12 protein-coding genes and 1 pseudogene are annotated in these 16532 nt (G+C 42.1%); 8 read left to right on the forward strand and 5 right to left on the reverse strand.

Features of this window, described 5'->3' with window-relative positions; genetic code table 11:
* Nucleotides 1-16: 16 nt before the first annotated feature.
* The 3 genes from NSS82_RS11425 to NSS82_RS11435 all read right to left on the reverse strand — a co-directional run bounded on the left by NSS82_RS11425 (nucleotide 17) and on the right by NSS82_RS11435 (nucleotide 5041).
* Nucleotides 17-1117 carry a mandelate racemase/muconate lactonizing enzyme family protein gene (locus NSS82_RS11425; RefSeq protein ID WP_076273127.1) on the reverse strand — a complete coding sequence of 367 codons (1101 nt, stop codon included), beginning with the start codon at nucleotides 1115-1117 and terminating at the stop codon, nucleotides 17-19.
* Between the two features lie 13 nt (nucleotides 1118-1130).
* Nucleotides 1131-2585, reverse strand: a complete 1455-nt coding sequence (locus tag NSS82_RS11430; protein WP_076273128.1) for a GDSL-type esterase/lipase family protein — start codon at nucleotides 2583-2585, stop codon at nucleotides 1131-1133.
* 110 nt (nucleotides 2586-2695) lie between these two features.
* Nucleotides 2696-5041, reverse strand: coding sequence for a helix-turn-helix domain-containing protein (locus tag NSS82_RS11435; protein WP_038569731.1), 2346 nt, complete (start codon nucleotides 5039-5041; stop codon nucleotides 2696-2698).
* 180 nt (nucleotides 5042-5221) lie between these two features.
* Here NSS82_RS11435 and NSS82_RS11440 point away from each other — a divergent pair, with 180 nt between their 5' ends.
* From NSS82_RS11440 to NSS82_RS11475, 8 genes are all read left to right on the forward strand, one after another.
* Complete coding sequence (locus NSS82_RS11440) at nucleotides 5222-6739, forward strand: extracellular solute-binding protein (protein WP_076273129.1); 1518 nt, start codon at nucleotides 5222-5224, stop codon at nucleotides 6737-6739.
* A 189-nt stretch (nucleotides 6740-6928) separates the two neighbouring features.
* On the forward strand, nucleotides 6929-8485 hold the full coding sequence (locus NSS82_RS11445) for an extracellular solute-binding protein (protein ID WP_076273130.1): 1557 nt from the start codon (nucleotides 6929-6931) through the stop codon (nucleotides 8483-8485).
* Nucleotides 8486-8618: 133 nt separating this feature from the next.
* On the forward strand, nucleotides 8619-9593 hold the full coding sequence (locus tag NSS82_RS11450; RefSeq protein WP_036679252.1) for an ABC transporter permease: 975 nt from the start codon (nucleotides 8619-8621) through the stop codon (nucleotides 9591-9593).
* Between the two features lie 21 nt (nucleotides 9594-9614).
* Nucleotides 9615-10490, forward strand: a complete 876-nt coding sequence (locus tag NSS82_RS11455) for a carbohydrate ABC transporter permease (protein ID WP_076107520.1) — start codon at nucleotides 9615-9617, stop codon at nucleotides 10488-10490.
* A gap of 40 nt (nucleotides 10491-10530) precedes the next feature.
* Nucleotides 10531-11634: a glycoside hydrolase family 88/105 protein gene (locus tag NSS82_RS11460; protein ID WP_036679257.1), complete on the forward strand. Its 1104-nt coding sequence runs from the start codon at nucleotides 10531-10533 to the stop codon at nucleotides 11632-11634.
* A 151-nt stretch (nucleotides 11635-11785) separates the two neighbouring features.
* Complete coding sequence (locus NSS82_RS11465) at nucleotides 11786-12907, forward strand: glycoside hydrolase family 88/105 protein (protein WP_036679258.1); 1122 nt, start codon at nucleotides 11786-11788, stop codon at nucleotides 12905-12907.
* Nucleotides 12908-12929: 22 nt separating this feature from the next.
* Nucleotides 12930-14291, forward strand: coding sequence for a glycoside hydrolase family 28 protein (locus NSS82_RS11470; RefSeq protein WP_036679261.1), 1362 nt, complete (start codon nucleotides 12930-12932; stop codon nucleotides 14289-14291).
* Nucleotides 14292-14330: 39 nt separating this feature from the next.
* On the forward strand, nucleotides 14331-15287 hold the full coding sequence (locus NSS82_RS11475; protein WP_076273131.1) for a pectinesterase family protein: 957 nt from the start codon (nucleotides 14331-14333) through the stop codon (nucleotides 15285-15287).
* An 89-nt stretch (nucleotides 15288-15376) separates the two neighbouring features.
* Here NSS82_RS11475 and NSS82_RS11480 read toward each other — a convergent pair.
* Together NSS82_RS11480 and NSS82_RS11485 are read right to left on the reverse strand one after the other, a co-directional pair.
* A pseudogene (locus NSS82_RS11480) lies at nucleotides 15377-15918 on the reverse strand (alcohol dehydrogenase catalytic domain-containing protein).
* A gap of 18 nt (nucleotides 15919-15936) precedes the next feature.
* On the reverse strand, nucleotides 15937-16401 hold the full coding sequence (locus NSS82_RS11485) for a MerR family transcriptional regulator (RefSeq protein ID WP_076273133.1): 465 nt from the start codon (nucleotides 16399-16401) through the stop codon (nucleotides 15937-15939).
* Between the last annotated feature and the right edge of the window lie 131 nt (nucleotides 16402-16532).

A 16532-nucleotide genomic window follows, 5' to 3' on the forward strand; every position in this document is an offset into this window, starting at 1 on the left:
TGATCGATCGCTCCTATTAGTATTGTTGTTTGTGAGGTGCTAATTTGTCCCAGTTAAAGGTAACGCCAGTGCCCGTTACTTCAGGCGCTACTGCCATCCCATTGTCTTTGTTAATCACTAGCGGACGTGTAGTGTATTGATCGATAGGGAAGCTATGCATTTCGAGATAACCAGCATTTGGCATAGCTGCTAACAAACTAACGTGTAATTCCTGCATCCCATGTGTAGAAACGGAAAGGTTATAGGCTTGTGTTAAGTGAGCTACCTTTAACCAGCCCGTAATTCCGCCTATATTGGAAGCATCAGGTTGAGGGAAATCAACATGACCATATTGCAGCATGTGATGGAATTCGGTTAATGTGCGCAAGTTCTCTCCGCCTGCAACGGCCATTCCTGTTTCTTCAGCAATCCGTGCATAGCCGGCATAATCCTCCGGAATCGTTGGTTCTTCTAAGAAAAGAATGTCATATTTCAAAAATTCACGTGCGGCTTTTATCGCTTTTTCCACACTCCAGCTCATATTGGCATCGACCATAAAGGCTACATCCGGGCCGACCAATTGGCGTACCGCAGCCACTCGTTCCACATCTTCAGCTAATGTTTTTTGGCCTAGTTTAATTTTGACAGCCTGGAGGCCCATATCTAAGTATTTTTGATTGTTGCGCAGGAGCTTTTCTAATGGGAAATTCAAATCAATCGCTCCACCATAACATTTGACCTCATTGCTTGCGCCACCCAGAAGTTTGTAGAGAGGTTCATCTGCTTTCTTCGCACGTAAATCCCATAACGCAATGTCACATGCCGCAATGGCGAAGCTAGCCAGACCCCCGCGAGCAACATAATGTATTCCCCAGTTCATCTGCTCCCAGATACTTTCCACACAGCTGGCGTCTTTGCCAACTAAAATATGTGTTAATTCATTAGCAATTAGTGAACAGATCGCTTTGCCGCCAAATCCGCCAGTATAGGTATAACCTACACCTTCACGACCGTCATCCGTTCTAATTTTGACAATGGGTACTTCAAAATGAGTATGCAAGCCGTGTTTAGCATCCTCCATGATTTCTGGCAAAGGGATACGATAGTACTCTGTAATAACTTCTTTAATTATAGACATCTGTGATCACTCCTTATAAAAGTTGTTGTAAGTTTGATATAGGTGAGGCTGTATTTTGTTTAAGTGCTTGAACCACAAGTTTAGCAATTTGCTGGGCACCTTCATCCGAGAAATGAGTATCATCCGTAACTCCATTGGGGTAATTGGGATGTGTTTTCTCTGGTAAGTGCATGAATAACTTCTTGGATTCTTCTTCGCCTAATGAACGATAGAGCGCTTGCGAGGCTGTGAAAATATCAAGTAGCGGAGTGTGCGTTTCTTCAGCCACTTGTCTCATTACCTCGGGATAAGCGCCTACAGCCAACGGGTCAAGCTCTCCATCGGCGTTAAAGCGGCGGCGACTTACAGAGGTTAACAGAATCGGAGTCCCCCCTAGCTGCCGAGCTGCATCTATATATTGAATTAGATTGTGGCGATATTCGGTTTCAGGATCGGTGTAACGTAATGGATCATCTTTTTTCTCATCGTTATGTCCAAATTGAATAAACAGGTAGTCGCCGGGTTGAAAGTCTTTTTTGATGGCATCCAGGCGGCCGTCTGTTATGAACGATTTGGTGCTTCGACCATTAATTGCATGATTCTGGATTTGAATAGAAGTCCCAAAATAACTTTGCAGGTATTCTCCCCAGCCAGTCATAGGTTTTTCTCCAGCGCCTTTAATAGCCGCAGTGGAATCGCCTGCAATAAATAGTTGTTGTCTCATAAGGTCTTCTTCTCCTTTAACGTATTGGCGTTCCCTTAACCAATTCTCAGCAAGGGAAAGCCATTGCTGGCAATGAGGGTGTTCTTTAGCAAGCCCTAAACCATGCCGCCCTTCTTCAAAGATATGTAATTCAAAAGGAATTCCCTGATTAGACAGGGCAGAGGCGAACAACAGACTATTCTCCACGGGAACGCTGGCATCGTTTGCTGTTGTCCAGATAAAGGTTGGAGGTGTGAGTGAATCCACCTGGGCTTCTGAGGAAAAGGAGTCAAGCTCCGCTTGTGATGGGTCGACTCCAAGAAAATGTAGCCGGCTTCCCTTATGCGAATGGGACTCTTGGAAAGTGATTACAGGATAACCTAACAGAAGAAGATTTGGTTTCTCTGCTCTAGTGGTAGAAAAGATGGAAGCTAAGTGTCCTCCAGCCGAGAATCCAATCATCCCTACTTTGTCTGAGATCACATTCCAAGCTTTGGGTGCTTCCCTAATCCATTTGAGAGCTTCCTCAACATCATTTAACAAAGAAGAGACGTTGAAGTCTCCGACCTGATAATCTAGTACACCTGCATGAATACCTATATTGTTTAGCCATTGAGCCACAGGTTCTCCTTCATGTTTGGCTAAGTGCTGATAACCTCCACCAGGCAATACCAATATAAATGGACGGGGTTGATCCGTCTCGAGCGGATAGAGGGTGAGTAGTGAGGTTTCCTGAGAAATCTCATCTTGTTCTACACGGTTAGTATTTAGTCGAAAGTTCAACATTGCGTTCAAATTCCTCCCTAAATGGTTATATGCACACGTTAACATATTTTCCGAAAAAAAGAGAGACTCTTTTTTTTTAGATTCGACCTTGAACGATTATTTTGTGATTTTTACATAGATTCGTCAAATGTTGGTTTGGATTTAGTGCCTGTATTGTTATCCCGGTACTGTCCAGGGGTCATCCCTTCCTGTTTACGGAAAGATCGAATGAAATTCTGAGAATTGTTGTATCTTAATTTGGCTGCAATATCTTTGATCGGCATATCGGTTTCCTGCAGCCATTTTTTCGCCATTTTAAATCGGTACATCGTTAAATATTCGCTGAAATAGTATTGGGTCTCCTTACGGAAGACACTGCTGATATAGTTGGCGTTGTAATGCAGCCGAGAAGCGCATTCTTCCAAGGTTAGATCTGTATCATATTCATGTTGGATCAGATCAATGATTTTCTCAGAGATGTTTTGGTATTGGGCATTTTGCCTGCTGATAAAAATTTTGATCATCGGGTAAATGACCATGCTCCAGAACCAATCCTCAATCTCAGCCACAGTATGAAGGTCATGCAATTCCTCAAAAATAGAGCCATTAGCATGATAGATCTGATTTAAGCTAATGCCCGATTCCTGCATCATAATGAGCAAGTTATTGAGTAAGCGGGTCAACGGGATTTGATATTCCTGTGGTGAAAGCTCAAGGGCAAAAATAGATTTAAAAAGCAAATGAATCAGTTCCTTGGCTTTATCCGTTTCAGCCAGCTTGATAGCATCCATTAGATCGTTTTCTTTATGCGTAGGGTAGTTCAAGTTCAGATAATGTTTGCCGGAGTTAATGTTCTCATATTGAATAATAACGCCTTTGCCAAGCTTAATGCGATGTTTCAGTGCTTCTAGACCTTCTCTGTAGGCGATGGCTAGTTTATCGAAGGCGTTGAAGGGAAGGCTCAGCCCAATACTCACCTGCACCTTTAGATAATTATTTATTTCTTGCTGCAGCTTCTCCGTTAACGAATACAGTGTCTTATGAAAAGACTGGGTATCGCAGTCTGGACTGCCCAATAATACGACTACCGCATGGTCCATGATTACAGGAGCCAGCCGTTGTTCAGGACAGATTAACTCTTCGATCATATTGTGGGCAGCGAACAATAAGAGGCTGAGATCTTTTTTCTCATAGCTGGAATCCTCGGCATAATCAATAGACAACGTAATTACTGCCATGGTTTTCCATTCTTCAAGTTGTGTTTGGTAGCCGAATTGCCCTAATTCTTCGAGCAAATCACGTTTCTTAACATTTCCGTGGAAGGCATTGATCAGAAAAAACGTTCGCACCTGCTGAAAGTGTTGCCGGACTTCTTTTTCCAGCTGTGATTTGGATTGGAACAAAGAATGAACTTGTTCTCCTATAATCTGAAATTCATTGCGATGTCTCGATTTAATATCCGGTTTGCGTTGGCCCATCTGATTAAGCAGTCTTTCGATAGGGGTGTACATACGCCTGGAACCGATCCATGCCAGAAGAATGGAGAACAAGAGCATAATGGTGCACACGATTATCGTAAACATCCCGATTTTATTGGACTCCTTCGTCAAGCTTTCCATAGAAGTAACCGATAGATAAACCCAGCCATTTAACTGAGAACGCATGAAAGTGACGGAGTAATTCTTTTTATTGATCACAGTCTTGAACTGTCCGGATTGTTTAGAAGGATCAGAGATTAAAGGGACTTCTTTAAATCCGCCTTGCTCTTTAGGTTTTCCGATTAAGCTGGTATCTGGATGGAGCAGGAAGCGGCCAGCTTGATCCAGAACGATAATGTCATCGAGTGGCTGCACATCTGAATTAATGAAATCCTGAAGACTGCAGACCGGAATATTAGCTAGGGCAAGCCCATATTTTTGCAGCTTATTGGTGGGAAGCTTTTTGATAAGACTAATGCTGTAATTGCAGCCAGTGACGTTAATGCTCTCCTCGCTATAAAATAAGGACGATGGATTCAAAATCCATGAAGTATCGTCAGCTATATTCATTAGATTAGAGAGTTGCGCGTGGTTTTTGTATTCATTCAGACGGTAGACGCCTGAATTTTTGATCATCCAGTTCTGCTGCTGATTGAGCAGGATGACATCCTCCAGTTTCGTATCGAAGGATTGCATATTGCGGATTTCGTTTCTTAAATCATTATATAAAATGAAATCGGTTTCATTTAAAGGGTTATTTAGTGCTTTTTTTAATACACTAGAGTTGATCACTTGGTTTAATGTTTGATTGACAGTTGTTAACTTATGTTCTACATTTGAGGTGATTTGTAATATAAGTTCCATTTTACTGTTGTTTACGTTCTTTTGGATCTCATTAGATGATGTGAAATAGGAAAATGAACCGATGAATATCACCGGCAACGTGCTAATTACAAAGGCAAAAATCGTTAATTTACTTAAAAAGCTTAATGGTCTCACGGGGCTCAGCACCTTTACTTATGTAGAAGTAGACACTTGTTCTTAGTGTATGAAACCTGGTGGAAAATAACAATAATCATCTCGTTCTGCAATAATCATTAATCCTAATTATGACTACAAAATGGAAAATCTTCAAGCTGTAGGGTGAAAATCCTTACAATACCTTAGGAGGCTGTAGAAATGTTCAGACAATTTTTGTGTAGAAGGGCAACGTTTTGTTTCTGCTTATTATTCATGCTTGTTTTCCCTATGTTAAGCGCTTGCAGTGATGGAAAGTCAGCTGCTTCTGTACTGCAAGAAGCTCGCCCGAACATCTCCATCTTGGCACCCCTTCATTTTCCACAGCAGCCTTCAAAAAAGATTATAGCTGAGATTGAAAGATTAACAGGGGTGGAGCTTGATATCACGTGGGTGCCTGAGGGTGTTTATACCGATAAAATGAACACGGCGTTGACCACTAATTCCTTAGGAAAAGTCACCTTTGTGAAGTTCTCAGATTATAATCTGGTGAAAAACGCCATCCGTTCTGAAGCATTTTGGGAGATCGGCCCATATCTTCAGGAGTTCCCCAATCTTAAAACACTGGACCCCGCTATTCTTAAACAGACCGCTGTAGATGGAAAGATCTACGGCCTATATACAGAACGCCCTTCCTCCAGACAGGGTGTCATTATACGTAAGGATTGGCTGGACAATCTTCATTTAAGCAATCCACAGACCTTAGATGATCTATATGAAGTAATGAGGCAATTTACATATAACGATCCGGATCAGAATGGCAAACAAGATACCCTTGGATTAGTCGATCGTAATGATCTTGTTTATGGTGTATTTAAGACACTAAGCTCTTATTTTGACACACCAAATAATTGGAAGCTAGAGAATCATCAATTTGTTCCGGAATTCGTAACAGCGGAGTATATGAACACAATGAATTTTATGAAGAAATTATATGATGAAAAAATCATAAATCAGGACTTTGCTCTTACCAGTAAAGAGGTTCAACGCGATAAATTCATTAACGGAATCGCTGGTGTGTTTATTGGCAGCATGACTGATGTGCAGCGGTTGTCAATTGAAGCTCAAGCATACAATCCAAAGGCAGAACTTACCCTGATCAATCGTATCGAGGGGCCTGATGGATATAAAGTGTGGTCTATCCCCAATTACAACGGACTGTATCTCTTTTCCAAAAAGTCCATTGCCACAGAGGAGGAGCTTCGGCAGGTGCTTGGATTTTTTGATCGGACCATGGATAAAGATGTAGCCAATATAATGATGTATGGCTTTGAGGGGCGGCATTATAAGCTTGAAGGCGGCAAGATTATCCTTCCCGAGGAAACCTCACAACTGCGGGTACAGGAAGTGAATCCGCTATATGCTTTAATGATCGCGGACATTAGTAATAAAAACATTATGGAAGTGGCTCAGAAGGAGCAATTAACCTCTCTAGCAGATCAGCTGAGTAAAGATAATGAATCTTTTCTGGTCGATGACCCGACAGTTTCTCTGAGCTCATCTACTTTTGATGAGAAGAATATGGAGTTATCTACAATCATTGTGGATGCTACATATAACTATATATTAGGTAATATTACCGTCGAGGGATTCCAGCAAGAGGTTGAGAAATGGAGAGCTCGTGGAGGCAATCTTATTATTAAGGAATATGCTGAGGCTGAGTTTGGGACAGAAAAGTAAATAGGTTAAAAAGGTTTTGATCCACTGCGGATAATGCGGTGGATTTTTTTTGTGCTGCGATATCACGATAATCATTTGCTCAGATCCCTTTCAGAACGCGCCGTTATGGGGAAATGATTGTTTTCGTAACCTTGCCGACGATGTAACGTGGAACTCGTAACCAATACAAATTATGGAGGTCAAAATGGTATGAAGAAGAAATCCTTCACCATGTTGTTAACAGCACTGTTAACATTCAGCACATTGTTAGCTGGATGCGGTGGTAACAACAATAACAAAGAAGAAGCAGCAGCTCCAACTACAAGTGCAGAGAACACTACGAAGGTGGAAGAGACTGAAGCACCTAAAGAGGAACCTACAGAAATCAAAATCATGCTTCCATTGAATACATCAGAGACTCCGCCTGATACGATTAAGAATGAACTTGAGAAATTGACCAACACGAAGCTGACTTATCAATTTTTTCCGGCTGATACTTATGAAGAAAAACTGAATTCATCTTTTGCAACGGGTTCATTGCCGCAAGTAACATATTTGAAGAATCAGACAACCTTCATTCAGATGAAAGAAGCGATAAAAGACGGACAATTCTGGGAAATCGGTCCACTATTAAGCGAATTTCCGAATTTGAGCAAACTGAAACCAGAAATTCTTAATAACACGAAAGTAGATGACAAGCTTTATACCCTATATATCGGGCGTCCACTTGCACGCCAAGGGATCATTTACCGCAAAGACTGGGCAGATAAATTAGGACTTGCTGCACCAGCTAATGTAAGTGAATTATTTGAAATGGCTAAAGCCTTCACAGAACAAGATCCAGACGGTAATGGAAAGAAAGATACTACCGGTATTATTGACCGTAATGAGTTGACCTATGGAGCTTTCAAAACTGTTTCGTCTTGGTTCGGAACACCGAATACCTGGGGTGAGAAGGATGGCAAATTAGCGCCTGAATTTACCTTCGATGAATATTTCGACACAATGGATTTTTTCAAAAAAGCTCGTGATGGCGGATACATTAATCAAGATTTCGCTGCCACCAGTAAAACGGATGCAGTAAATATGTTTAAGGCTGGAAAGGGTGGACTCTATATTGGGGGCTCCATGCAAGATATTGATTCCCTCAATAAAGATACTATTAAGAATAACCCTGACGCTGTTTTGGATGCGCATAGTATGGTTGCAAGTCCAGATGGAAAATATGCTCAATGGATGATTCCAGGCTATAACAATGTTGTCTTGTTCCCGAAATCTGCTGTCAAGGATGAGGCAGAGCTGAAGAAGATTCTTGCTTTCTTTGATCAAATGATGACTCCAGAAGTAGCTAATTTGATGTATTGGGGAATTGAAGGTACTCACTATACCGTTGAAGACGGTAAAGCGAAAGCTGCAGACGACAAAGAATTGATTGAACGTGAAGTAAAGGGATATAAGGACAGCGTTATCGGCGAAGCTGAAACCAATGGAATGTACGAGAACTATAACACGCTGCCAGGAAGAATTCATGCAGATCAATTGGTTCTTGAGAATGTCAAAGTTGGTGTAGCGGATCCAACAGCTGCTATGGATTCGGCTACCTATACAGAAAAAGGCGTAGAGCTTCAACAGATTATTACAGATGCAACCTATAAATATATTTATGGTCAGATTGACAAGGCTGGATTTGAGAAGGAAGTAGAGAACTGGAAGAGCCGTGGTGGAGATAAGATTATTGAAGAATACAACGCGTTATACAAAAAATAGTAACCCGTACTGGAATAGTTAAGCGACAAATTGTAGCTGAAAAGGTTGTTGATCTTGTTTCAACAACCTTTTCTATTCCTCACTGGGTTCAGAAATATCGTGTTTGAATAAAGAAGGAGAAAGGAAGAATATCATGCAGGAAGTCACCGCACAGCCCAGCTCAGCTCCTCAAATGAATCCTAAGCCTGAAATTTATAAAAGCAGCAGCGAACTGAAAAAGCGGCTGTGGAGAAATAAATGGCTCTACGTCATGCTAACTCCGGGAGTACTGTATTTTCTGATTTTTAAATATCTTCCAATGTACGGATTAATTATCTCATTTCAGGATTACAAACCCTATCAAGGGATCAACGGTAGTGATTGGGTAGGGATGAAGCATTTCAGCAGGTTGTTCACAGAGCCGGATTTCTTAAATATATTAGTGAACACACTTATTCTTTTCGGATTAAATATTCTTATCTATTTCCCGATGCCGATTATTCTTGCCCTGATGTTAAATGAACTTCAAGGCAGCTTTTTCAAAAGAACCTTTCAGACGATCTTCTATTTGCCCCATTTTCTGTCATTGGTTATCATCGTCTCCATTTCTTATGTAATGGTCACGATGGATGGAGGGATTATCAACGAGCTGCTTGTCTATTTTGGCTTTGAACCAATCAATTTCCTGCTTAATCCAGGGTGGTTCAGGCCCATGTATATTATTCAGGTGATTTGGAGAGAAGCAGGTTGGGGAACGATTATTTATCTAGCTTCCATAGCTGCGATTGACCCAGGGCTTTATGAAGCATCGCGTATGGACGGAGCTGGAAGACTTAGACAAGTCTGGCATATCACTCTTCCAGCGATTAGAGGCGTAATTATTACATTATTTATTCTGAAAATTGGTTCCGTTCTTGATCTTGGATTTGAACATGTATATCTGCTACTTAACTCCATGAATCGAGAAGTTGCGGAAATTATCGATACGTATGTATATACTGCTGGTTTGAGACAAGGGCAGTTTAGTTACAGTACAGCTATTGGATTCTTTAAATCGATTGTAGGCTTTGTAATGGTGATGATGGTGAATAAATTATCCAAGAAAATGGGAGAAGAAGGCGTTTATTGATATTTTGTGGGAGGAATCGAAATGGTAGAAGATAAAACAATCAGTGGTAGAATCTTTTCTGCTATAAACTTTACGCTGCTTGCGATCATTGCTTTAATTACTGTGCTTCCCCTTGTTCACGTTGTAGCAGGCTCTTTCACAACGAGTGCAGAACTAGCTTCTAGCAAATTTGTACTGATTCCAAAGGTATGGAGTCTGGAAGCGTACAAGTTCATCTTTTCGACGAATACAATATTTAAAGCCATGGGTGTTTCCATTGGTATCACGGCAATTGGTTCTATTTTTAGTTTGTTTATAACTTCTTTGATGGCCTACGCTCTTACCAGAAAAGATCTGGATGGTCGTAAAGTGGTTAACTTCATGGTTGTGTTCACCATGCTTTTTCATGGTGGGATGATTCCAACGTTCCTTGTGGTGAAGGAATTGGGACTAATTGATACGTACGCATCATTGATCCTACCGTCAGCGATTAGTGCCTTTAATATGATCATTTTGAGAAACTTTTTCCAAAATATACCTGAAGGTTTGGAGGAATCGGCCAAAATTGATGGTTGTAACGATTTTGGAATATTATTTCGGATTGTATTGCCACTATCCTTACCTGCGTTAGCGACTATCGGATTGTTCTATGCGGTAACGTATTGGAATACCTACATGAATGCGATTTTGTATTTGAATGATAGTGCGAAATGGCCAATACAGGTTCTGCTCAGACAAATTGTCGTCCTTGCCAGCGGTATGGATCACAGCGCTACACTGGATGCTGCTGTTCCACCGCCAGATCAATCAATTAAAATGGCTGTTATCGTTGTAGCTACCTTACCAATAGTTTGTGTGTATCCGTTCCTGCAAAAGCATTTTGCCAAAGGTGCCATGTTGGGTTCTATGAAGGGCTAGCAAGAAAGAGAGAGACTATACTTAGGGGAGGAGCTTCGAGATGACTGTACAGATACCTACAACGCCGATAGAGTGGGCAAAAAAAGCTTGCGATTCACTAATGGATACTTACAGGGCGGGAGAGCTTCCCCCCGCGCATCGATGGCACTATCATCAGGGTGTATTTCTGTGTGGCATGGAGCTTTTGTGGAATGCTTATCAAGAAGACCGTTATATCAACTATATTCAGGAATATGTAGATGATTTGGTGGATGAATACGGGAACTTTTATTTTGCACGTGATGAGCTGGATGCGGTTCAAGCAGGACAGCTACTATTCACTCTTTATGAACGGACAGGCAAACTTAAGTATCGTATTGCAGCAGAGAAGCTAAGGAATTTACTGCTCACACTAAATAAAACCTCTGAGGGCGGGTATTGGCACAAGGATAAGTACGCCAACCAAATGTGGTTGGATGGACTTTATATGGCAGGCGTATTCTCCTTGAAATATGCTAATGTCTACGATGAACCAAGCTTGCGTGAAACGGTCCTTCATCAGGAAATGTTAATGCGCAAGCATATGAAGGATGAGACAACGGGTTTGTTATACCATGCCTGGGATGAGAGCCGGCGGATGCCTTGGTCGAATCCGGAGACGGGTTGTTCACCGGAGTTCTGGAGCCGATCATTAGGATGGTATGGTCTCGCCTTATCGCAATTTCTGGATCTGTTACCTTCCCATGATTCAGCCCGGACAGAGCTGTCTACTACGCTGAGAGATTTTGTGGATGCACTTATTCGTTACCAAGATCAAAAAAGTGGACTTTGGTATCAAGTCGTAGATAAGGGACATGAGCCAGATAATTGGCTGGAGACTTCAGGGTCATGTTTGTTCGTCTATACGATTGCCAAAGCCGTGAAGCATGGCGTTGTAAGTGATGTGACTATCGCTACAGCTGCCGCTAAAAAAGGATATGAAGGGTTAACCAAAGTAATCCAGTGGGATGAGCATAACCGATTAGTTCTGCCGGACATTTGTATCGGTACCTCAGCTGGAGATTACGAGAGTTACGTGACTCGGCCTAAGGTTAAAAATGATCTGCATGGTGTGGGCGCATTGGTGATGGCTTGTGTTGAAATACAGTCAATGCTCCAAGACTGAATCGCTCCGTATCCTTACTAAACAATGACTTGATTCTCTGAGATTGCAGAGAATCAAGTCGTATTATTTTATGTACAAAGTAATCCTTAAATCGGGTGAACCTATTTATAGTTTTTGAGCTCTTAAATTTATAAATATTTTGGGGGTTGGGATGAAGAAATCACAGTGGGCAATTCAAACGGCAGACTCTATTATGGCGCGGACACCGAAGCTTTATGAAGATAAAGGCTACAAAGGAAGCTGGACCTACGATTATGGCGTGGTATTGAACGGTTTTGAATGGCTTTGGAAGCAGACCGGTGATTCGAAGTATCTGCAGTTCATTCAAGATAATATGGACTACTTTATTCAGGAAGATGGCAGTGTCAAGGGCTACCACCTAGAGGAGTATAACATCGATCATATTAACAACGGAAAATTATTATTGACTCTATATAAAGAAACGAAGCAGGAAAAATACAAAAAAGCGGCTGCTCTACTTAGAAAGCAACTTGAGACCCATCCGCGAACCTCGGAAGGTGCTTTTTGGCATAAAAATATATATCCCTATCAGATTTGGTTAGATGGACTTTATATGGGCGCTCCTTTTTATTTAGCCTACTTGCTAGCTTTTGAAGAAGGAAAGGGACTTGGGGATGTAACTAAACAATTTATCTTGTGTGAGAAGCATACGAAAGATCCGGTAACAGGTCTGCTATATCATGCATGGGATGAACAGCGTATTCAACCTTGGTGCGACCCTGAAACAGGACTTTCGCCTAACTTTTGGGCCCGTTCACTTGGCTGGTATCTCATGGCATTGGTTGATGTTCTGGAATTGCTGCCTAGTGAGCACTCAGATTATCCAGAGCTGGTACGAATACTAAATGATACCTTAACTGCGGTGAAGAAATATCAGGATAAGGAATCCGGGGTCTGGTATCAAGTGATTAATCTAGGGGAACGCAAAGGAAATTATCTTGAGGCCTCTGCTTCAAGTATGATCGTGTATGCCATGGCTAAAGGTATCCGATTAGGCGTGTTAAACGCTGGATGGTACGAAACATTAGATCTGGCTCAACAAGGACTTATCTCGGAGTTTGTACTAGAAACCAAAGAAGAATGGGTCAATTTAAATAAGAATTGCCAAGTAGCAGGATTAGGTGGAGTGGACCAACGTGACGGTACTTTCGCTTATTACATTAGCGAGCCTATTGTCACTAACGACCAAAAAGGTGTGGGTGCTTTCCTTCAGGCCTGTGTGGAATACGAACAATTAAGAGGCTGGATCTGATATAGAACAGGGAGGCTTATGAATGTTGATCTACAATATTGAGGATTTTGGAGCGCTTAAGAATAGTAAAAAGTTAGCGACAGAAGCGATAACGCGTGCAATTGAAGCGGCAAATAAAGCCGGTGGAGGAACCGTTTATGTGCCGGCTGGTACGTTCTTAACCGGTGCAATTCATATGAAAAGCAATATCGAATTGAATTTAAATCCTGGTGCCATTCTTTCATTCAGTACGAACCCGGAGGATTACCCTGCAGTGGAATGCAGATGGGAAGGAGTGAAGCAGCAGGTTCATTCACCTTGTATTTATGGAAGAGAGTTAGTTAATGTATCGATCACTGGCAGCGGAATGATTAACGGAAATGGTGAACTCTGGTGGGATAAGTTTCGGAACCGCCGGGAAGAGCTGCAGTATCCCCGGCCGACTCTAATCGGCTTGGACAGCTGTCAGCGGGTAACCCTTAAAGATATCGCGCTGGTCAATTCTCCAAGCTGGACCGTTAATCCGATAGGCTGTTACAATGTGACTATTGATAATATTTCCATTCTGAACCCGGCGGACTCTCCAAATACAGATGGTATTAATCCAGAGTCTTGCACCAATGTGCGAATTAGCAATTGCAATATTGATGTCGGTGATGACTGCATAGCGATCAAGGCAGGAACTGAGGATACCAAAGAACGAGTTCCTTGTGAGAATATTACGATCACCAACTGCACTATGGTACATGGACACGGGGGTGTCGTACTCGGTAGTGAAATGAGTGGAGATATTCGTAATGTCACGATTAGTAATTGTGTGTTTAAACAAACCGATCGTGGAATCCGGATGAAATCAAGACGGGGACGCGGGGGAACGATTGAAGATATTCGGATCAGCAATATTGTAATGGAGGACGTTATTTGTCCGTTTACTCTAAATCTATATTATTTCTGTGGACCACGCGGAAAAGAAAAATATGTGTGGGATAAAAATCCTTATCCGGTTACAGAGGAAACGCCGTGTTTTAGACGCATTCATTTTGCCAATATTACCGCACGTAATGTTCATGCCGCAGCGGGTTTCTTATACGGGCTTGCGGAGCAGTATGTATCCGAGATTACGTTTACCAATGTGGACATCTCCATGGCGACGAATGCAATTCCCGGCCATCCAGACATGATGACAGGGATCGAAAACATGAATAATCGCGGGTTTTTCCTCGGGAATGCAAGAGATGTTCAATTTCATCAGGTGACGATTGAGAACCATGAAGGGCCTGCTTTTTACATTGAAAATGGAGAAGCTGTAGAGATCATAAATTGTCGATCAAAAAACACGAAGAAGCCGGAAAAATTAGTAGAACAAGCTACAGTGTCACCTGAAGAACAGAATGTCTGTCCATAAGAGAGAGTCATCAATTTATTGAAAGGAAAAGAATCCACTATGCTTGTTGTAGGAAAAGAATCCTTTTGCGCTTATCACACGATTCAAGAGGCGATAGATTCACTAGAGCAGGGGCCATCCGGTCAAGCGGATACGCTTTATATTTTGTCAGGGGTCTATAAAGAGGCAGTGCGGATTTATCGTTCTAATCTTACGATCATAGGGATTGGCTACGTGGAGATTGTTATGAATCGTTACGCGAAAGAGCGTGATGAAGCGGGCGAAGAAATCAATACATTCTCTACACCAACGTTATTTCTGGGTGGCAGCCACCTGATCTTGGAGAATCTGGTGATTACCAATAATGCAGGGCAGGGTGAAAATATCGGGCAGGCGGTAGCCGTGTATGCTAATTGTGATCAAACCGTATTCAGAAATTGTACTTTAAAAGGGTATCAGGACACGTTGTTCACGGGACCTTTGCCACCTGCACCCAAAGAGCGATCTACGTTTGGAGGTATACCACTGAGAAAGCACCATGCCCAATATCGGCAGTTGTATCAGCATTGCTATATAGAGGGAACAGTGGACTTTATATTTGGTGGGGCTACGGCTTATTTTGATAGATGTGAAATTCGCAGCTTGCGTCATAGTGAGAATCAAGCAGGTTATATTACGGCAGCCTCCACACCCGTGGGACAATCGTATGGTTATATTTTTAAAAATTGCTTTTTAACAGCGGCTCCTGATATTGCTCCGGTGTTTCTGGGCCGTCCATGGCGTGAGTATGCTAAAACCGTATTTGTAGATTGTCAGCTGGGTGCACATATTCATCCACTTGGCTGGGATAACTGGAACAACACCGCTAATGAACAAACCATTTGTTATCAGGAATATGGCGTGAAGGATGCAATTCTCCTGAGTAAGCAACGTGTTTCTTGGGCAGATTGCTTTGAAGATGGGGACGAGACGTTGGATAAAGAGTTTGTTTTTGCTGGCACGGATTTTTGGAAATAGATAATTTAATTAACGAGTACACAAATAAAAAACGGTAGTCTAGACGAGAAGCATAAAGTCTTAGACTGCCGTTTTATTTATGTGTTGTATCATTTTATTTTTAATATGATCTTTCCTTTAGCTCTGCCCGATTCGGAATACTCCATCGCTTTCTGCGCCTCTACAGAAGGAAACACTTGATCAATAACAGGTTTTATTTGTTCGGACCTTATCAAATGCTTCGGTTTTATAATTGATAATTTGATCGGCTCCAAGTGACTTGACCAATTCTGCTCCAGCATCGCTTGTAGTAGTAGCCACGTATATCCCCATCGCTTAGGCAAGTTGGATAGCAAAAGTGCCAACACCGCCCGCTCCCGCTTGAATCAATACCTTTTGCCATCATCTATCTTGAATTTTTTAACATTCTTTCCTACTTGGATGACAATCCCTGAAAAATCATTTCCTAAAACTAGGGGCATATCGTATTTCAACAGCGTACGAACTTTGCCATCCCGCACTTTGAAATCGATAGGATTAATACTTGCTGCATGGATCTCTGCCAATACATCATAATCACCCACTGCGGGTGTTGGGATGTCGGCTACTGAAGAGGGGAATTCCCGTATTTTTTTATGATCATTGCTTTCATCCTAAAACCTCCAATTCATTAATTATTCATTTTTGCTGATCCAGAAAAATAACTCATCTCAACAGGGGAGATGTTTTTTGGTTCCGATCGGTCTTCGCTTTTATCTGAGCAGTCTCGGCGATATTTCCCTTGTTCCAGCTTGATATCAATAAAATCGACAACCTGCTGCAGCGACGAGATTTGGCTGACGATGTTTTCTCGATGGTTCCTTAAATGCTCCACCAGTTCAGGATAATCCGCGGGATCAGCGTCGGCGGAGACCGCCAAAAATGGCTGCATATCCTGCAAGGGCATACCTGTTTTTTTGAGGCAGGATAGCAGCCGGATTGTATCTATGTCTTCCTGCCGGTAAACGCGATGCCCGTTGTCCTTCCGGTCCGCCCGGGGAAGCAGCGCAATCTTTTCGTAATAGCGGATCGTATCCTCGGATATTCCGGTTTGCACGGCGGTTTCTTTTATCGTAAACGTTTGCTCTGCCTTCATACTGTACCTCCTGGAGATTGCTTTGTGTGTGCATTATACAACTTGGAGCTGACTCCAAGTCAAGACCTTATCTCTGGGACAAAATCTTTTTATTACGCCTTGACTTGGAGTCGACTCCAATTAATAAAATG

It is taken from the genome of Paenibacillus sp. FSL H7-0735 (genome assembly GCF_038008505.1).
Lineage (GTDB): Bacteria > Bacillota > Bacilli > Paenibacillales > Paenibacillaceae > Paenibacillus_AQ > Paenibacillus_AQ odorifer.